The sequence below is a fragment of the Psychrobacillus soli genome, from assembly GCF_006861775.1.
GTDB classification, from domain to species: Bacteria; Bacillota; Bacilli; order Bacillales_A; family Planococcaceae; genus Psychrobacillus; species Psychrobacillus soli.
Window position 1 is genome coordinate 20,541 of record NZ_VDGG01000013.1, and the last position, 18,699, is coordinate 39,239.

The following is an 18,699-nucleotide window of genomic DNA, read 5'->3' on the forward strand; positions in this document are numbered from 1 at the left end:
GTTTAGGCTATTTGTACATGTTGTGAAGCCATAAGTTCTTCATATAAGTGCAAATCTTCTTTATATAAATTCATATATGTTGAAAGGCTATGTGCTTTCACAATTTCAAAACTTCTCTCATCCACAATTCTGAATTTTTTATTAAGTGTTTCGGCATTTTCCCAAGCAGTTTCTTCAAAAATAATATTCATCTCATGCTCTTCCATAAGCATAGCAAGTAAATCTAAATTATTATAAAGCTCATACAAAGAATGATTATTCTTTGTGTTAAAAATCTCCAACGTCCGTGTTAATGAATCTAATAATGCGTGACGGTCCATTGCATGCCCTAATTCATGTATAGTAATTATTTTAATATATAATTCAAGAGAAATCAGTGTTTGCATTTCATTACTTACTTCTAGTAAACGGTTCACATCAAATCCAACATAATTACCAATGAAATTATAACTCATATTTATGCCAGAATTATCTTGTTTCAATTCAACATTCATCCCGACAGCTTGCATAGTGGAATTGATCAACTGGTGAATATACGTCTCTGTGAATTTATTTTGCATTATTTATTCTGCTTCTCCTCGCTCTTGGTGTTAAAAACTTTATCTAGTATATGGTAAAACCCAAAATATGATTTAGTAAAATTTCCGACAAGAGTTACTATATAATAATATTAATTTGAATTCAAGAGAGACGTCCCGAGTATTAAAAAGCATTGTACTTACGAAGAAGTTACCACCTAGATTTCCGCTGTAGGGCGGACGCTTTTTAGCGGGTGAGCAATGATCCTTCACCGCCCTTTCGCTCCAATCAAAAGAAATCGCTAACTTATCAGGAACGACTCGCTAAAACCAAATATTATGCATTTTTCTACATGTGTAAACCAGAAAATGGCTTAGGGCAACTAACCGGTAATGGAAAGCAATCTATTCTTTTCGAAAAGCAACCATTTCAACCCGAGAGCAACCAAATTATTGGTGAAAGCAACCAATTCCTAAAATAACAAGTTCCCTTGAACTGATACGTTAATGATTGCAACGCATTATCCGTAAAAGGTGACCTACATTATGTTAGGGAGAGAAATTTATAATTACTAAAGGACCAAAAACACTCTTTAGTCGCTACTACGACTAAAGAGTGTTTCCTTTAAATTCTATTTAATTGTAAATCTTCATTTTATCTTGTCATTTTAATTGTTTTTATTGTTACGTTGTCTACTACGAGCTTCTCCGCCCTTAGATCCAATTTCTTCATAAAAGTCTCTGTCATGATTTTCAGAAGTAGCTTCTCCACCTTTACGACCGATTTCCTCGTTAAAGTCCCGGTCATGATTTTCAGAAGTAGCTTCTCCACCTTTACGTCCAATTTCCTCGTAAAACTCACGATCATGATTATTAGAGGTAGCTTCTCCGCCCTTACGTCCCGCTTCTTCGACAGTCATGTTTTCATCATTGTTTCTGTTGCGATTGTTCTGTTTGTTAGCCATTAATAAATTCCTCCTCTAAATTTTTTCGAGCTTGTAATCAAGCTTACTCTTTATGTTCCCACCAGAAATAGAAATAAACATATTAATTTCATATGTTCAAATCAATCTTTATTAGCATACATAGTTTCCGTACTATGATTATAGAGTTCAATAATATTTCCATATGGATCTTCACAATAAACCAAGTAATAAGGCTTGCCTTCCCAAACGTTCCATATATCACTTCGTCTTTTCCCACCAAAACTCTCTATTTTTTCCGCTAATCGCTCTATATCGTCCGCAATTAAACAAATATGAAAGTAGCCTTTATAATCCTTCATATTTCTATTTTTTATACTCGGTTCTTGAAATTCAAACAACTCAATTCCAACTTGATTACCCGCCATCATATGGGGATTTCTCATTTTTATAATGTTATCGCCAAGTAGATCATTCGTCATATTATCCTTGCTTTCATTCCTTGAGTTAAACGAATAAGGACCTGCTATTAACTTAAAATCCAATATTTCTTCGTACCATTTAATAGCTCTCTCAATATCTGGCACCGATAAACCTATATGTGTAATTGCTATCATTTGTATCCCTCCTACATAACTGTTCCCTTTCTTAATGGAATGATAAACAATTACATTGGGCAGATACTCAAACTACAAAACTTCCCTATAAACAAAAAACGCTTCAAATCCTTACTAAATAAGGATTTGAAGCGTTTTATTGTCGGTTTTAAGTAAGTTTTTAGTACGTTTAAACCCTTCTATATCAACTCTCTTCTAGAATTATCTAGTAGTGGTGTCCCCTGGAACTCAATGTATTTTACGTTAGTAGTCTATGGATATTAATAATAGAAAATATCCACTCGTAACTGTAGTGTAGTAACTTTAATATAAAAAAGACTAAAAGAGGACTGCCTTAAAAATCATTTTTATGATTCTTGAGACAGTCCTTAAGCAATAATATATAAACGCTTCCATCTGTGTAGATTTCAATTGACAGAAATCTCGCGAAAATCCCCTGACCAAGCATATAGACTAAACGCGAAGTAGTAGCGTATAGAAAAGTTAATTCAAAATGGCTTCAGAGTAGATCTATCCCTTGACTCAATAATAAGCTCTTATTTTAGCTAGGGAACCAGCCTACCGGTTCTACGTTTAGTCGCGTATTAATTTGCTTAATTTCTTGGAAATCCTCTATTCCATACTTTCCTAGACTTCGACCAATTCCACTTTGTTTGTACCCACCCCACGGAGCCTCTACATAAGTTGGGTGATAATCATTAATCCAGGTAATGCCGGCACGAATTTTCTTGATAACGCGAAGAGCTTTTGCCCCATCATTTGAGAAAACACCGCCAGCAAGACCAAAGTCCGAATCATTCGCCAATCGAATTGCTTCTTCTTCTGTACTAAATTTTTGAATTGTGACAACTGGACCAAAAATCTCTTCTCGAACAATACTCATATCATTTGTAACATCTGTAAAAACGGTAGGTTTAATAAAAAAGCCTTTATCTAAACCATTTTCAGTTAAACGGTAGCCGCCTGCTGCTAATGTTGCACCTTCTTCTTTACCTATTTCAATGTATTTTAATATACTATTCAACTGTGCTTCACTAACAATTGCACCTACATCATTACCTTCTTCCAAACCGGGACCTACTTTAATTTTATTTGCACGTTCTACGTACCGCTTAACATACTCATCATAAATACTTTCTTCTACTAAAATACGACTTCCAGAGGAACAAACTTGACCCGCTCCGTAGAAAATACCAAATAATCCATAATCAACTGCTATTTCAAAGTCTGCATCTGCAAAAATAATATTAGGAGATTTACCACCTAGTTCAAGCGATATTTTCTTTAAATTCCCAGCTGCTGCACGCATTATTTCACGCCCCACCTCTGTACTTCCAGTGAATGAAACGACATCTACATCTTTACTTTCTGCTATTGTTTGACCAACAATCGAACCACGACCTAGCACCATATTCGCAACACCTTTAGGAACCCCTACTTCTTCCATAATTTCGAATAACTTCATCGCAGTTACAGGTGTTACTTCCGCTGGTTTATAGACAATCGTATTTCCAGCTGCAAGTGCTGGTGCAATTTTCCAAACACTCATTAAAAGTGGGAAATTCCATGGAACAATCAAGCCTGCCACGCCTACTGGTTCTTTTACAACAATTGCTTGCACGTTATCGGGTACCTGATATGTTTCACCATCTGGATGTAAAATTATCCCCGCATAGTAACGAAAGCATGTCGCTGCATCAGCAATATCAAATACTGCTTCTGCCTTACGCTTTCCGTTATCCATTGTCTCTAAAATCGTTAGTTCTTCTGCACGCTCTTCGATTTTATCGGCAATCGCGTTTAATATAGCTGCACGTTCATGCGTCGTTTTACCAGACCAAATCCCACTCTCAAATGCTTCACGCGCAACACTAATTGCCTCTTCTGTTTCTTCTTTACTAGAGCGCGGTGCATGCGCAATCACTTCCTGGTTCGCTGGATTAATGACAACACTTATATCTCCCGAAGCTGCTGATCTCCACTCACCATTAATATAATTTTTTAGTTCTAATACGTTTGTTAATACTGTCATTTCTATTCCCCCTAAATAATTTGATATTAAATTTTAATAGCAATTTTTTCAGATTTAGCTCTTGAACAACAAGTTAAAATAGAATTACGTTTTTTACGATCTTCCGCTGTTAAAAATACATCGCGATGATGAATTTCACCTTCAGCCACATCTAATTCACAACTGCCACATCCCCCTATTTTGCAAGCATGTGGTGCATCAATACCAGCGTTTAATAATGCTTCTAATAGTGATTCATTCTCACTTACACGAATCGTTTTGTTACTATCTACAAGCTCTACAGTGAACGCATTTTTTGGTTGATCATCTTTACCAGCAGAAAACAATTCAAAATGAATTGCTTTTGAAGGATACCCATATGATACTGCCGCATTCCGGTAGTCTTGAACCATTTTTATCGGACCACAGAAATATACATGTGTACCAATACGATGAGTCACCATAGAAGTCGGAAACATCTTTTTTGGATCATCTCCACGAGAAAAGTAGAAGTGACATCGATCGCCATACTCATCTTTTAGCTGTTCATAAAACGCACATTGCTCAGCAGTTCTAGCAGCATAGTGAAGTTCAAACGTTTGCCACTCTTGTAAATCTTTCATCATTGTTAGAAATGGTGTTATACCTATACCTGCTGCATAAAAAACATGATGCTTTGCTTGGTAGCTTAATGGGAAATGGTTCTTTGGAAAACTGATATCAAGTGTAGTACCAACAGTAATTTCCTTGTGCCAGTAAATAGAACCTCCTGTGGAGTAGTCATCTTGTCTAATTGCAATTTCATAGAAATTCCGTTCTGTCGGTAAGCTCACAAGAGAATATGTTCTCTCTAAAATATCGTCATCTTTATGGAGAAAAGTTTTTATATGAGCTCCACCCGTGAAAGCTGGCAATGGTAGTTTGTCTATTGGACTAAATCGAAATCGTTTTACAAATTCTGTTTCTTGTATAATTTCATCAACTTTGACTGGAATATTCCCAACAACTCTCATCTTAATCAACTCCCTACTTTTTGCCGTTGCACGACTGGTATAAATGGATAGCCAATATAACCTTTTCTGACTACTGAAAAGAATGATCCTACTTCTAAATGAGTACCACAACTACACTTTACAGTTTGCTCATCCAATGAAATTTCAGATGCATTAAAGCACTTCATACAGTAGACATAGCGCTTTTTCTCATCCGTTATGAACGTTTGGATTTCTTCTTCTGAGGCACCTTCTTCAACTGACATTGAAAAAATCTTGCATGCAGTATCCCATTTGGCAGCGATATATATTTGCGTACCTATTTTTTGAGAGCTAATAAATTCACGAATTGTTTCATCCTGCAGCCACTCTGTAACTAATAGTGAACTAGTTGGTAGATTATTGACTTCTTTAAGAAATGCTTCCGCTTGTAGTTTTCCACTTTCATCGAACATTACAGCAATTTTCGAACGCTCTTGAAGTAGTGAAAACTCCTTGACCAATGACGTGGATTGGTCAAATAATACGGGGCGGTTATACATCAAAATTCTCTCCTTTACGCTTTATTTTCTACTGCCTTTAATTTTTCTTTTTCTCGACGTAAATATTCCACAGATTGCGGTAAGTAAGGGGCAATTCCTTTATACTCAGCCATTTCTTTTGGGATATCCTGAAGTACGCTATACGTTAAGTCGAACCATTCTTGTCGTAATTTCAAATCTTCTAATGGTAAAAATTGTGTATTTAAAACAAATAAGATGGCATTACTTCTAGGCATACGATAGAACTTTTGCTCCTCTACTCGAAGACGAACAAGCTCACCCGCATTTTCTGGAGTGATTAAATCTCTTTCCGGTCCCCATACATCCATCGTTTCGTAGTTAACATCCCAACGATTCGCCATTAAGTTCCAATTTATTCGTGTCCATGGTTCACCTGGCTCAACGGAGAGCAGAAATCTACGAATGCGATCCGCAAGTTGATCTCCTTTTCGTGAAACAAATGGAACAGGCCCATGAATCTCATTAAAAGACATCCCTTTATTCCAATGTGCTGAAAATAATGCTGCATAAGACACTTGTCCAACTTCTAAGTAAAAGTTGTCATCACGATGAACCATCAGAACAAAATCATTATGAAAATGACGCCCAATATAATCAAAAGGCTCTAATTCTAATGTGGATGAATCACCAAATATAAAAGAATCCACTTCACCTAAAATATTGTTTTTAAAGGTCCAATTTTGACCATCCTTAATAACTTCAAAATGTTGAGGATAACGACTAACCGCCATATCAACAAGCATTTCAAGCACTTCCCATTGCATCTCATGGGTATGGGGGTAGGACTGGTAACGCACTTCTGGTTGTTCTTCTAATAGACGCCTCTTCGTACGTACTTGCAGTTCATATTCCGGTGTAATTTCTACACAGTTAATATTTTGTAATTTGCGTAAATCATTTGAATAACGATAATTACCTGTAGTGAAGGGAAACGGAAATGTCTCTAAATCAGTTGTTTTAAAATCTAGTTTCTGTGTAAACATATTAATTTGCTCCTTTCGGGATTAAAGTGCTTTATTTTTAAGATCTTCAGATGATAATGCAATTGGTTCACTAATCTGATCAACTTCATATTTAAATACATATTTGGCTGAAATATAGTAGGAAATCAATGCTGCAAAATAAGTTGGAATACCTGCTGACATATATAAAAACAGCCCACTCGACTCAAACGTAAGCGGGTTGTACAACCCCCAGTAAACAATTACTCCTACAATAATTGCGACAATGGCAGAAGGATTTATTCCTTTCCAGTACGTATAAGATCCTTGTGTATCATAAAGCTGCCTAAGAGAAATGTTTTGCTTCTTAACGAAGAAATAATCCGCAATAATAATCCCGCCAAGACTCGCCATCGTGAAGGAAATAATGGACATGAATGATCCAAAGGCATTATAGAATGTGGAACTTAGTAATAGGAATACAGTTGGAATAGTTGTTGACATTGAAAAAAGCCATGTTTTTTTAGAAAACAAAGTTTTAAAGCTCACCGCTTGAGAATACATAAGAAAAATAGTTGCCCCTACATTAGCGACTGTTAATAAAATCAAACCAATTAAACCGCCGTATGTACCTGCAATAGCCATCATCCAACTTGCTGGATCTAAGGAACCTACAACTAACGCAGCAAAGGCACCTACAACTGCTGCTAAACAAACAATGACACCATAACTATAAAAGCTAGCTTTAAATGCACTACTTTCTTTCTTAGCTAGCCTACTATATTGCCCTAAATAAGGTAGCCATGAAAATCCTAAACCAATATTAATCTCAAGGGCAGTTACAAACGAGCGTGAACTTGTCTCAAATGGTTCTGCAGGAAGAAGAGTATTTAAAGCAGGAATATGTTTACCAAACAAAATAATCCCTAATAGCCCAACTAAAAAGAGAATAAAAGCCGGTACCGCAAAAAGATTAAATTTTCGAATTGCAGCTGGTCCGCGAGCTGTTATTACAAACGCAATTCCAAAGAGTAAAATAGCAAAAAACGGTGCACCTGTAGTCTGATTACTAAAGAAAGACGGTGTATTAAGCCACGCTGCAATTTCCACCACTGCTTGACCTGCCATAAACAAAGCAATCGACATATAACCAAGTGTTAAAATTAAAAAAATAAAGAAAAAAGCATTAGCACCTTTATAGCCAAGTGAACTACGGAACCCAACAAATGTATCAATACCATACCTTGCAAAGTAAAGAACGATGGGCGCAATTAAAAACATTGGAAATGCATTACCAAAAAATATAGCTGCAAGGGATTCTTGTGGCCCTAGCATAGTACCCGTATAGGCACCTGTTAAAAGACCGAATGCAGATAACCCAATCACAACTTGTACAAGCATCAAATCCCAAAAACTGAAAATACGTTCTTTTTTATCAGTTGGTAAAAATCCAAATGCAATATCTTGTGTAACAGAAGAACTCTGTTTTGACATAAAATCCTCCTCTAATATCATTCTTATCGCCAGTGTTGGAAAAATACTTTCCGCATGGTATTCTAAAAGTTATAGAATCGTTAGGATTAGTAATGTTGTGATCAAGCCCATTATTAAAGTTACTCCACTAAGGTCTCTCAAATTAATATGTGCTGTTTTATCCTCTTGGTTCCTTTCGAAATATTGAATTCGTTCTTCTAAATCTTCGTACATGCCACGAATAAATGGATCCTTAGATTGTAGATTCTTATCGATTTTAGTAACCGCTTTCATTTTCTCCCCCCTTTATTAAAATATTAATAAAATTTTCTGTCTTATACTAATCTATTGCAAGTATCATGCCAACTATGAAATAGTCATAAATCTTAATTTAAATCCAAAAATACAAGATTTAATATTCAAAAATGAAATTAATTTTCAATTCTGAAATTTTGACAGGGGTGATTTTATGATAGAACATTCTATTTTACTTCAGATTTACGATCAACTAATTTTTACAACGACTGACGGAGTAATTTGTCATATTGTTGGAAATCATTCAGAACTATTTGAAACGCCATCTACTAATAAAACAAAAACAATTAAGGACTTAGAAACCCAGTTATTTACGGAAAGTATATTTTCACAGATAGAAACGAATCCAAAAAAACAAATTTTCCTCCAAACAGCATGGGTAGGACTCGAAATACTCACAACTATTTACAAGGATAAAAATCATTTTATTTTTGCGTATAAGATTCTTAATTCTACCTATAGAGAAATAGGTGAATCTCAACAAGTTGATTTCAAATATTTTCCCTTTATTGTTAACAGTAGAGAGATGGAAGATGTAGCTTTTAAATTACAGAAGATAGCTACTGTTGGAGCAACAGTACTTTTACTTGGTGAATCAGGAGTAGGTAAGGGAATGGCAGCAAAAGCGATTCATAAGATAGGCGCTCGTCAAAACAAGCCATTTATCTCTATTAATTGTGGGGCAATACCAGAGAACTTAATTGAGAGTGAATTATTTGGATTTGTAGACGGCGCGTTTACAGGAGCCAAAAAAGGTGGCATGGAGGGAAAATTCCGCCAAGCACATACTGGTATTTTATTTTTAGATGAAATTGGCGAACTATCACTTACGTTGCAAGTCAAGTTATTACGAGCAATTGAAGAACGTGTAATTACCCCTATTGGAAGCACTATTTCTTATCCAGTAGATATACAAATTATTGCAGCTACAAACCAGCTTCTTGAAGAAGCAGTAGCAAAAGGTGAGTTTCGTGCAGATTTATATTATCGATTAAACGTTATTCCTGTTAATATTCCACCTTTACGTGATCGGGTAGAAGAGATTCCATCTCTTATCCATCATTTCACGCTAAAATACAATAAGCTTTACCAAAAACAAGTTAAGTTTTCTCCAGATGCAATTGATTATTTATGTATTCAACCGTGGCCAGGAAATATTAGGGAGTTAGAAAACATGGTGGATCGTCTAATTGTATTATCTAATACATCCGTTATTACAAGCCCAATAATAGAAGCGATAGTTCCTCCAAAACCTATAATTAGAGCTAACCGACCTATAATTAATCATTTAATGCCGCTTCAAGAAGCTGTAGAAATGATAGAAGAAGAATTGATAACAATGGCTATGGAACAATACAAATCTGTGAAATTAGCTTCCAATGTACTAGGAATTAGCCAACCAACCATGAGTAGGAAATTTAAAAAAATTAGGGAGTTACAAACAAAAGATGGTAGCTTAATGAGTAAACGAAGGATTTTAGAAGAGCAATTAAACAAACAGTTACGCTCCATTACTATAGTTACAGCAGTTACAATTTTACCTGAAGAAGTAAGAATGGCTATGAAAGATACATCTAATGCAGCACTTCGTGCACCTTTAGTCCAAAAGTTCACGGCGATTTATCAACAAGAAGGCGGAATCAAATGGGTGTTTATTTTTCAGATGCTACCTGATGGGAGAATCATTCAAATAGCTTCAAGTGATGATTTCGTAATAAAACCCGGCGAAGAATATATTGGTCCACCAGAAATGATGAAAGTTATTTATGATGCATTTAAAGGCAAGGACGGTGTGACTCCTTTATATGAAGATAAATACGGGGAATGGAAAACAAGTTTTGCTCCATTGTATGATGAATTAGGAGAAATCATTGCAATCATTGGCTATGATTACAGTAAAGAGTATATTAATAGCGAATTACAACGCCTCAGCAGGCAACTTAATGTAACAATTTAATTCTCTCTAAAAATTCACGGCAAAAATAAGGTAAAAGATTACTTTCTCTACCAATCTTTTACCTTATTTTTATTTCAATTAATTCTATTTTGCTACCAACTTCTTGGTTATATCTGATGCCAATTCTACTTGAAGATCCGTATATGGTAGTGCAGCTTGGCGATAGCCTTTATTAGCAATTTGCAAGCCGTACGGAACAGTTACATTCGACAAACCTATAGTTGATGTACGCGCAACAGCACCTGGCATATTTGCCCACTGCGTAATGTACAACACCATATACTTCATAAGTAGGATTACTATGGGTAGTAATTCAATCAATTGTTTCAATGGAATCACCCTGATCTACCGCTACATCCACTACAACAGATCCCTTTTGCATCGTTTGTATCATTTCTTTTGAAACTAATTGTGGCGCACGAGCACCTGGAATTAGCACAGCACCAATTAACAAATCTGCTGTTTTAACTGCCTCAGCTATATTGTAGGTATTTGATGCACGTGTACGAACACGTCCTTGGAACAAATCATCTACCCCACTCATTCTTATAACTAGTTTTGATTTATTACTACCAGCTTCATTTCTGTCATTTCCTCAATTGCATATTTTAGACCTTCTCTACCCATACCACTTTCCTTCACGCCACCATAAGGTAAATGATCTAAACGGAATGTTGGTATATCATTTACAATGACACCTCCTACGTGAAGTTTTTGCGTTGCCTGTAAAGCAACATGGATATTATCTGTATAAATACCTGCTTGCAACCCGTATCTTGAGTCATTTACTTGATTAAATGCTTCTTGAATAGATGTGAACTTCATAATAGATACTATTGGTGCGAATACCTCCTGACAGGAAACCTTATGCGCCGACTTTACATTTAATAGTACAGTAGGTTGTAATATATTCCCTTCGGATTCACCACCAGTTGCAACAATTGCCCCTTGTTCTTTTGCTTCTTCAATCCAACTTAAAGCACGTTTTACATCTTGTGGACTAATTAGGGCCGAAACATCTGTTGCGGGATCAAGCGGATCACCTAGCTTCAATTCTTTTGTAGCTGCTATAAATTTATCTACAAACAAATCGTACATTTTTTCGTGAACATATATTCGCTGTACTGAAATACATACCTGTCCTTGGAATGCAAATGCCCCGGATACAACACGTGGGATTAATTTATCGATATTAACATTTTCATCAATAATAACGGCCGCATTAGAACCCAATTCAAGCGTTACTTTCTTTAAACCTGCCTGATTGCGTATGCCAATACCTACAGTTGGACTACCTGTGAACGAAATCTTTTTCACTCGCTCATCCGTTACTAGTTTATTTCCAATCAAGGAACCTGCACCTGTAACGATATTTAACACACCCTTTGGCAATCCTGCCTCAGCTAATAATTCACCAATAAAATAGGAAGTTAATGGTGTTTGACTTGCAGGCTTTAATACAATTGAGTTACCAGATGCTATTGCAGGTCCTAATTTATGCGCTACTAAATTCATCGGGAAATTAAATGGCGTAATAGCTGCAACAATACCTAATGGTTCACGAACTGTATAAGCAATGCGCCCTTCTCCTCCTGGCGCAGCATCTACTGGAATTGTTTCCCCATGTATACGCTTTGCTTCTTCAGCAGCAAATTTATATGTTTGAATAGTACGTAGAACTTCCACTTTTGCGGTTGAAATAGGCTTCGCTGCCTCCAGTGCTATAAGCTCTGCCGCTTCCTCCACACGTTGTTCTAATAAAGCAGATAATTTTTCAAGAATAACCGCACGCTTATAAGCAGGCATGCTTGCCATCGTTTCACGAGCAGCATCGGCAGCAACTAAAGCCGCTTCTACTTCCTCCACTGTTGCCTTCGGTATTTCTGCAATGACTTCACCACTATACGGTGAACGTAATTCTGTATACTCTGTCGCTTCTACCCATTCTCCATTTATAAATAAATCTTTCTTTATGATTGTTTTCTTCAACATTATCACCCCACCTTTCTAGTTACAGCGTAGTTGCTGTTATCTTATTCTCAACTTCTTGAATCGCTTTATCTAAAAGATTTAATAAATCTTTTAATTCTGCTTGGCTTATTGATAAAGGCGGTGAAAATACAACAACATCCTGACCATCAAGTACAACCGCACGGCATATTAAGCCTACCTTAGCTGCCTCCAAAACTATTTGTGGGGCTAGTAGACTTCCTTCAGAGAAGACTTCAAGACCTGCCATTAAACCTAAGCCTCTTGCGTTCACAATAAATGGATACTTCGCTTGTAATGCTTTTAACCCTTCTAAAAGCTCTTGACCACGAGCGGCTGAATTTGCTACTAAATTTTCTTTTTCAATAATCTCAATATTTTTCAATCCAACTGCGCAAGCCATTGGATGTCCACTATACGTATATCCATGCAATATTGTTCCTACTGATAGTTCAGAAAATTCTCTGTGTATTTTCTCAGAAATCATTACGCCACCCAATTGTGCATATCCACTAGTAACACCTTTTGCAAAGCACATCATATCTGGTACCACGTTATAATGTTCCATAGCAAAAAACTTACCTGTTCTACCAAAACCAGTAATAACTTCATCAGTTATCATCAATATTCCATACTCATCGCAAATTTCACGAATTTCTTTGAAGTAATTTTCCGGGGCAACATGCACACCCCCAGCACCTTGTACTGGCTCCGTTATGAAAGCAGCAATTGTTTCAGGTCCTTCAGTTTCAATTAAGTCACGTAATGCTTTTGTTGAGAAATGATCTACGTATAAAAAATCCGGTGCATTTGAATTGGTAAAATCACGAAATGCTTTTAAACCCGTGGCACTTGTAGCACCGATTGCTACGCCGTGATAAGATTTTGACCTTGAAATTATTTTCTTACGAGATACTTCCCCTTTTAATATCCAATAATGACGAGCCAATTTATAGGCACTATCATTGGATTCAGAACCACCAGAAGTAAAAAACGTTGTACTTAAGTCACCCGGTGCTAGTCCTGCTAACTTTTCTGCTAATAGAATGGCAGGTTCATTACTAAACGTTGCAAAACAAGAGCTGAAGGCTAGTTTATCCATTTGCTCTTTTGCTACTTCACCAAGTTCTGTTCTGCCATGGCCGATATTCACATTCCAAAGTGATGACATACCGTCAATTACTTTTTTGCCAGTAATATCATACAGATAAACCCCTTTTCCTTCTGTAAAAATGAATGCTGGTCCATTTTCCGTCTTTACCGGTGAAGTAGGGTGTAGAAAATGCTTTTGATCTAACGCTCTAAGTTCTTCAATAGAATAATTTCTTTTCATAAGATACATCCTCTCAGTTAATTGTTATGGAACTATACACATAAGTAATATGCAAGAAGCGTGCCAACTATTAAAATACGACTTACTTGTATTTCGAATATGAGTTGATTTAATTTTAAATTAATTCTTAATTTTAAGTTGATTTAATTCTTAATCTTAATTAAGATATTGATTAAGATTATTCAATATCTAAGGGGTTCATGGGATGGAAGACTTAATTTTAAATAAGATTATTGAAACATCAAATAATAATATTACAGTTATTGATAGTGAGGGAATAATTGTCCATTCTAATCCAGAGCATTGGGTGAACTATGGTATGAAGCCTGGAACATATAAAGGTACATCCATTTATGATCTTGAAAAGGAAGGTTTATTAGCTCCATCTATTGGAGCAATTGTATTAAATGAAAAAATAAAAAAAACCATTTTACAACATACCAAAACTGATCGAGTAATCATGTCTACAGGTTACCCTGTCTTTGATGAAAAAGAAGAATTATTATTCGTCGTAAGTTATAGTCATGATCAGACTGAAATACTAGAGTTACAGCAACAATATGAAAAAATGGAAAGGAAAGTGAAAGGTTATCAAACCGAGGTTGAAGAATTGCGTGAAAAGGAATTTGAACAAAATGGTATTATCGCCCGGAGTAGTGCAGCACAGCATATTTTAAAAACAATCTATAACATTTCCAAGACTGATGCAACAGTGCTCCTTTTAGGTCCATCAGGTGTTGGAAAAAGTACATTTGCACGTATTTTGCATAGCCATAGCAATCGTAAAAAGGAGCAATTTATTGAAGTGAACTGCAGTACGATTCCTGAGGGGCTATTTGAATCTGAAATTTTCGGCTATGAAACTGGAGCTTTTACCGGTGCGAATAAACAAGGAAGCGAGGGATTAATTGAACAGGCGGATGGCGGAACATTATTTTTAGATGAAATCGGGGAACTACCATTATCTATGCAAGCGAAATTATTAAAAGTATTACAAGAAAAAAAAATAAAACGGCTTGGTGGTAAAAAAGAACGCACAATCAATTTCCGTTTAGTTACGGCGACAAATCAGGATTTAGAAAAAATGGTACAAGAAGGACGATTTCGTTTAGATTTATACTATCGTCTAAATGTCATTCCATTACAAATTCCCTCTTTAGAAGAACGAAAAGAAGATATTTCTTATTTGGTTCAAGATTGTCTTCAAAAATTCAACAGTGCCTATAATGTAAAAAAAAGAATTCATCCATCAACGTATGATGTCTTCACCAACTATAACTGGCCAGGTAATATCCGAGAGTTAGAGAACTTGATGGAGCGCCTTATCCTTACTATTGAAGATGAAGTCATATATCCTACTCATCTACCTGCAAACTTTAACACTTTCCAAACAAATAGTAGTTTCTCTTTAGATAATATAGAACAACCATTAAAAGTAACAAATAATTTAAAGGAAATATTAGAAAATACGGAAATCCAAATCATTCTTAAAGCTTTAAAAAAATGCAAAACAACTTATGAGATGGCCACTTATTTAGGCATTAGTCAGCCTACCGTTATTTATAAGTTGAAAAAATATAAAAATAAACTTGATCACTCTTAGGCCAATTCAAACCATGGAAATAACATTAAAAAACAACCACAATTAAGTGATTGCTTTTAGTAATTACAAATAGTTTCTCAATGAAACAACTACTTCGTCAGTACTAATATCCAAATACTGAGTTGTGGTAGCCAAATTAAAATGTCCCAATACTTTAGAGACTAGGGCAATGTTAGCACACTTATCATATAAACTCTTTGAGTACGCTCGCCGTATTGCGTGAGCGTTGATATTAAGTAAATCAGATCTTTTAGAATACTTGCCTCCGTTGTTTAGAAATAGCATTGTTGGTAGAGTTGGTATTTATAGTGGTTCTTTAAAAAGTTTATTTTAAGGGTTGATTTATGAAAAATTTCCTTTATAATAAAAAAGAAGCTAATTTTGGTCATTAAACTAAATGCTTCTACAATACATAGGTCTCAGTAGCTCAGCTGGATAGAGCAACGCCCTTCTAAGGCGTCGGTCGGGAGTTCGAATCTCTCCTGGGACGTAATAATAACTTAGAGCAACTTAATAGTATCAACGGTTTGCTAATTGTAGGTATTTCTAACGGTATTCTAACCTGTATGAAATATCCCCAATAAATCGTTGCAATCAACTTCCAATTACTAATAATTGGAGGTTTTTTGTTTTGATCAAGAAAAAAGGAGTCTTTGATGCCTAGTGTAACTTGCGTTTTTAAGTGTGTTTAAACCCTTATATAGCAATGATTCAGTGTATCTAATATGTGTAAAGGCTTATCTGATAGCCCTTTATTCTCTATATGTATCATAGAAAAAAAATAAAAAACAGATCAACTGACATAGAAAAGCAGATACACACTCGTATCTGCCATTGTAATATCGTAATTACAAGTCAATGCCGTGCCATTTTTTCAAATGCTCTGCATGAGTTGATAAATAAGAGTTTTCTCCAAATAACTTATCATAATAATCCAAATCAAGATGGTGTGATTGTAAATACATTAATGAATACACGGAAGGTATGGTAGCTGGAAATTTACCAAAAGTCTTATAGATATATTCTGCTTGTATGGTCATAAGTTCTATAAACTCTTCATCGTGAACTTGTGCGTTCCCTCTAACTTTTTCTGTATCTTTCCACACACCTTTTGTTTTACTATGAAAAGGCCCCCCTTCGCCAAACTTTCGTTCCACTAATGCTTCAACGGCATCACGCATCGTAGGAAAATGTGGCGGCGTAAATGAAGTAAATACTCCTTCGAGTCCAGTCGGATTCGGCATTGCCCAACGTTCATCTGTATCATAACGAAAACCTAGCCCTGGAACATCCGGATCACCACTTGCTCCTAGCACAGTTAGCCGATCAATTCCATCAAACATCCAACCACCTAGACCAATCGCTTGTTGCAAAAGCATACCTGAATACGTAGCTGTTGCTAATTCGGCAGACAGTTCAGCAAGAGAATACTGATCAAGGAAGCTAAGTGGAACTGGATTATCTACGTCAACTAGGTGACTATACTTCTCCACTCCCGGAATTTTACGTTTATTAATATCGTCATAAATTACGAGTCCATTTTGAATATAGAAAGCTAAATTTAATAGTGTATGCTGCGCCAAGTCTCCGACAGGAAAAGCTAAAAAAGTACCTGGTTTATTAGCTACCCAAGAGTTATGACCTTCCATATACGGTTCGTAATTAGGTATATGAATTCGATTATCAGATATTTTTTCAATTCGTTTTTGGTGAGCTAGTAAAAGTTCTTTTGTAGATAATTTTCCGTCATCATTTCGCCTAGTTTCAGGAGCAAAATCACGCGTTCGGAAGATGTATGTCCCTGTATCATCTGTAAAAAATACTTCCGAAGTATGGAATCCGGCAGCCGATGGATGGGTTCTTCCTGATGCGGATCCAGAATAATTGGATAAGTTAGGCTTATATCGGTCATGTCTAGTAATTGAATGATGCCATCCAGTCACACCACTTATCCCTAGCAAAACAAGCAATTTTTCTACATTGTTTAGAGGTATTGGCTCATGCTTAGATTTGTAAGCAAGCGGACCATCGGGAACTTCTGCACCAAGAAAAAAACGTCGAGATCGTCGTCCAAATAAGGCATCCAAAAGTGGAAATTCCGAAAGTTCCCTTAATAAGTCTTCATTTAAATCTTCCTCTGAAATTCCCAATCCAATTGTTTTTGTTTTAGGCATTAAAACTCCCCCAATCATTTTTTAGACTTAATAATAATTGATTATTTTTCTGAATAATCAATTATATTAAACCTATTAAATAACTAAGTTATAGAAATTAGAATAGTTTGTCAACTAATTAAAATAAATCTGTACAGAAGAAACTATACCTTAAATCACTAAAGTTGCGTAAATTTCCAGTAAGGGTTTTAATAACATTTTTTCTAAAAAGGTAAACACCCTAATATTGGCAGCACTGTCCATTTAAAGAACAGTTCAATTGCATTCTGCGGGAACGAAAAATTTCGATGATTTCATTAGCGGAAATATCGAATCGCATTGTAATTAAGTACATTGTCTTTTCTTTATTATCTAATACACCTACGATTCGGCAGACATTGTCCATCGATCCATTGTAGACCAAATTGTCTGCCAACACGCGCTGTTATCTTAGGAAAGACCGAATTCCTCAACTACAAGAAAAACTGCATTTTTATCTTGAGCAATTGATAGCATGTATTTAGTGGATAATTTGAGTATAACGGTTCCACTTTCACTCGTTTTCTAACGTATTCTCACAAAACAAAAAAGCGCTACAAACGTTTATATTACACCGTTTGTAGCACTTTCTTAATTTCTTCAAAAAGTCTTAATTACGTCCCAGGAGAGATTCGAACTCCCGACCGACGCCTTAGAAGGGCGTTGCTCTATCCAGCTGAGCTACTGAGACAAGTACTCCCCCACCACACAGATAGGAAAGACAAGACTTAGTATATAACTTTATTCAAATATAGTCAACACTATTTAATAAATTTTAAAAATTATTTTTTCTATTATTACATGCTTGGAAGAAAAAAATAATACATTCCAAGCATTTTCCAGTTTTTCAATAATTGCATAACTTTTCTCTTTACGTCCACGCGGCTTATGTAAGCTTCCCGGATTAATATACAAAGTGCCATTCTGTAATTCCGCACCAAGTAAATGCGAATGACCGAAACAAACTATCGTAGCATCTACTTCTTCTGCACGATATTTGAGTGGCATTAGCGTCGTTTTTACTTGATGCTTATGGCCATGCACGATTAATATTGTTTCATTTTCCAGCTCTAAAATTACTTCTTCAGAAAAACCTTCATCAAAGTCACAATTCCCTCGAACAATATGTACAGATTTACTATCGAAATACGAAGCAGCTAATTCACTATCTCCACAATGAATGACCGCATTCACATCCGTGCAATGCTCCATCACTCGTTCCATTGTCTCTATATCACGATGCGTATCACTCATCACTAATATTTTCATTGA

General features: G+C 35.8%; 16 protein-coding genes, 2 tRNA genes and 1 pseudogene. 3 read left to right on the plus strand and 16 right to left on the minus strand.

The genetic code is table 11. The features are described from left to right. Nucleotides 1-2: 2 nt before the first annotated feature. The 9 genes from FG383_RS07565 to FG383_RS07605 form a co-directional block, all read right to left on the minus strand. Nucleotides 3-560 (minus strand): integrase, encoded by a 558-nt coding sequence (locus tag FG383_RS07565; RefSeq protein WP_142606540.1) that lies wholly within the window; start codon nucleotides 558-560, stop codon nucleotides 3-5. 626 nt (nucleotides 561-1,186) lie between these two features. Continuing rightward, complete coding sequence (locus tag FG383_RS07570) at nucleotides 1,187-1,483, minus strand: KGG domain-containing protein (protein WP_142606542.1); 297 nt, start codon at nucleotides 1,481-1,483, stop codon at nucleotides 1,187-1,189. A gap of 101 nt (nucleotides 1,484-1,584) precedes the next feature. After that, entirely contained in the window at nucleotides 1,585-2,058 is a 474-nt protein-coding gene (locus FG383_RS07575; protein ID WP_142606544.1) for a VOC family protein, read from the minus strand. A 541-nt stretch (nucleotides 2,059-2,599) separates the two neighbouring features. Continuing rightward, nucleotides 2,600-4,090 carry an aldehyde dehydrogenase family protein gene (locus FG383_RS07580; RefSeq protein ID WP_142606546.1) on the minus strand — a complete coding sequence of 497 codons (1,491 nt, stop codon included), beginning with the start codon at nucleotides 4,088-4,090 and terminating at the stop codon, nucleotides 2,600-2,602. 26 nt (nucleotides 4,091-4,116) lie between these two features. After that, nucleotides 4,117-5,082 (minus strand): PDR/VanB family oxidoreductase, encoded by a 966-nt coding sequence (locus FG383_RS07585; RefSeq protein ID WP_142606548.1) that lies wholly within the window; start codon nucleotides 5,080-5,082, stop codon nucleotides 4,117-4,119. Between the two features lie 5 nt (nucleotides 5,083-5,087). Next, nucleotides 5,088-5,603 (minus strand): hypothetical protein, encoded by a 516-nt coding sequence (locus FG383_RS07590; protein ID WP_142606550.1) that lies wholly within the window; start codon nucleotides 5,601-5,603, stop codon nucleotides 5,088-5,090. Nucleotides 5,604-5,617: 14 nt separating this feature from the next. Continuing rightward, nucleotides 5,618-6,607, minus strand: a complete 990-nt coding sequence (locus FG383_RS07595) for a heme-dependent oxidative N-demethylase family protein (RefSeq protein ID WP_142606552.1) — start codon at nucleotides 6,605-6,607, stop codon at nucleotides 5,618-5,620. A gap of 21 nt (nucleotides 6,608-6,628) precedes the next feature. Beyond that, nucleotides 6,629-8,059: a purine-cytosine permease family protein gene (locus FG383_RS07600; RefSeq protein WP_185907873.1), complete on the minus strand. Its 1,431-nt coding sequence runs from the start codon at nucleotides 8,057-8,059 to the stop codon at nucleotides 6,629-6,631. Between the two features lie 69 nt (nucleotides 8,060-8,128). Continuing rightward, a complete protein-coding gene (locus tag FG383_RS07605; RefSeq protein ID WP_142606556.1) occupies nucleotides 8,129-8,332 on the minus strand; it encodes a hypothetical protein in 204 nt (67 codons plus the stop codon). Between the two features lie 175 nt (nucleotides 8,333-8,507). Between FG383_RS07605 and FG383_RS07610 the strand changes: the two genes are divergently transcribed. Further along, nucleotides 8,508-10,310, plus strand: coding sequence for a sigma 54-interacting transcriptional regulator (locus tag FG383_RS07610; protein ID WP_142606558.1), 1,803 nt, complete (start codon nucleotides 8,508-8,510; stop codon nucleotides 10,308-10,310). 84 nt (nucleotides 10,311-10,394) lie between these two features. On the opposite strand, the pseudogene FG383_RS07615 reads toward FG383_RS07610, so the two are convergent. The 3 genes and pseudogenes from FG383_RS07615 to FG383_RS07625 form a co-directional block, all read right to left on the minus strand. After that, nucleotides 10,395-10,890 (minus strand): annotated as a pseudogene (locus FG383_RS07615) (hypothetical protein); the annotation flags it as partial. Next, nucleotides 10,863-12,302, minus strand: a complete 1,440-nt coding sequence (locus FG383_RS07620; RefSeq protein ID WP_185907874.1) for an aldehyde dehydrogenase family protein — start codon at nucleotides 12,300-12,302, stop codon at nucleotides 10,863-10,865. The pseudogene FG383_RS07615 and the gene FG383_RS07620, both read right to left, overlap by 28 nt. A gap of 19 nt (nucleotides 12,303-12,321) precedes the next feature. Continuing rightward, complete coding sequence (locus tag FG383_RS07625; RefSeq protein WP_425467636.1) at nucleotides 12,322-13,641, minus strand: aminotransferase family protein; 1,320 nt, start codon at nucleotides 13,639-13,641, stop codon at nucleotides 12,322-12,324. A gap of 196 nt (nucleotides 13,642-13,837) precedes the next feature. On the opposite strand from FG383_RS07625, the gene FG383_RS07630 reads away from it, so the two are divergent. Beyond that, complete coding sequence (locus FG383_RS07630; RefSeq protein WP_142606562.1) at nucleotides 13,838-15,235, plus strand: sigma-54 interaction domain-containing protein; 1,398 nt, start codon at nucleotides 13,838-13,840, stop codon at nucleotides 15,233-15,235. A gap of 63 nt (nucleotides 15,236-15,298) precedes the next feature. Here FG383_RS07630 and FG383_RS07635 read toward each other — a convergent pair whose 3' ends face one another. Beyond that, nucleotides 15,299-15,520 (minus strand): tyrosine-type recombinase/integrase, encoded by a 222-nt coding sequence (locus FG383_RS07635; protein ID WP_246096903.1) that lies wholly within the window; start codon nucleotides 15,518-15,520, stop codon nucleotides 15,299-15,301. Nucleotides 15,521-15,651: 131 nt separating this feature from the next. Here FG383_RS07635 and FG383_RS07640 point away from each other — a divergent pair. Continuing rightward, a tRNA-Arg gene (locus FG383_RS07640) sits at nucleotides 15,652-15,725 on the plus strand. A gap of 358 nt (nucleotides 15,726-16,083) precedes the next feature. Here FG383_RS07640 and FG383_RS07645 read toward each other — a convergent pair. The 3 genes from FG383_RS07645 to FG383_RS07655 all read right to left on the minus strand — a co-directional run bounded on the left by FG383_RS07645 (nucleotide 16,084) and on the right by FG383_RS07655 (nucleotide 18,696). Then, nucleotides 16,084-17,409: a hypothetical protein gene (locus FG383_RS07645; RefSeq protein ID WP_221887515.1), complete on the minus strand. Its 1,326-nt coding sequence runs from the start codon at nucleotides 17,407-17,409 to the stop codon at nucleotides 16,084-16,086. Between the two features lie 635 nt (nucleotides 17,410-18,044). After that, nucleotides 18,045-18,118: transfer RNA gene (locus tag FG383_RS07650), tRNA-Arg, on the minus strand. A gap of 74 nt (nucleotides 18,119-18,192) precedes the next feature. After that, on the minus strand, nucleotides 18,193-18,696 hold the full coding sequence (locus FG383_RS07655) for a metallophosphoesterase family protein (protein ID WP_142606564.1): 504 nt from the start codon (nucleotides 18,694-18,696) through the stop codon (nucleotides 18,193-18,195). Between the last annotated feature and the right edge of the window lie 3 nt (nucleotides 18,697-18,699).

Coding starts and splice junctions, on each gene's coding strand:
- FG383_RS07565 (WP_142606540.1), bottom strand. CDS start 560: ATGCAAAATAAATTCACAGAGACGTATATTCACCAGTTGATCAATTCC.
- FG383_RS07570 (WP_142606542.1), bottom strand. CDS start 1,483: ATGGCTAACAAACAGAACAATCGCAACAGAAACAATGATGAAAACATG.
- FG383_RS07575 (WP_142606544.1), bottom strand. CDS start 2,058: ATGATAGCAATTACACATATAGGTTTATCGGTGCCAGATATTGAGAGA.
- FG383_RS07580 (WP_142606546.1), bottom strand. CDS start 4,090: ATGACAGTATTAACAAACGTATTAGAACTAAAAAATTATATTAATGGT.
- FG383_RS07585 (WP_142606548.1), bottom strand. CDS start 5,082: ATGAGAGTTGTTGGGAATATTCCAGTCAAAGTTGATGAAATTATACAA.
- FG383_RS07590 (WP_142606550.1), bottom strand. CDS start 5,603: ATGTATAACCGCCCCGTATTATTTGACCAATCCACGTCATTGGTCAAG.
- FG383_RS07595 (WP_142606552.1), bottom strand. CDS start 6,607: ATGTTTACACAGAAACTAGATTTTAAAACAACTGATTTAGAGACATTT.
- FG383_RS07600 (WP_185907873.1), bottom strand. CDS start 8,059: ATGTCAAAACAGAGTTCTTCTGTTACACAAGATATTGCATTTGGATTT.
- FG383_RS07605 (WP_142606556.1), bottom strand. CDS start 8,332: ATGAAAGCGGTTACTAAAATCGATAAGAATCTACAATCTAAGGATCCA.
- FG383_RS07610 (WP_142606558.1), top strand. CDS start 8,508: ATGATAGAACATTCTATTTTACTTCAGATTTACGATCAACTAATTTTT.
- FG383_RS07620 (WP_185907874.1), bottom strand. CDS start 12,302: ATGTTGAAGAAAACAATCATAAAGAAAGATTTATTTATAAATGGAGAA.
- FG383_RS07625 (WP_425467636.1), bottom strand. CDS start 13,641: ATGTATCTTATGAAAAGAAATTATTCTATTGAAGAACTTAGAGCGTTA.
- FG383_RS07630 (WP_142606562.1), top strand. CDS start 13,838: ATGGAAGACTTAATTTTAAATAAGATTATTGAAACATCAAATAATAAT.
- FG383_RS07635 (WP_246096903.1), bottom strand. CDS start 15,520: ATGCTATTTCTAAACAACGGAGGCAAGTATTCTAAAAGATCTGATTTA.
- FG383_RS07645 (WP_221887515.1), bottom strand. CDS start 17,409: ATGCCTAAAACAAAAACAATTGGATTGGGAATTTCAGAGGAAGATTTA.
- FG383_RS07655 (WP_142606564.1), bottom strand. CDS start 18,696: ATGAAAATATTAGTGATGAGTGATACGCATCGTGATATAGAGACAATG.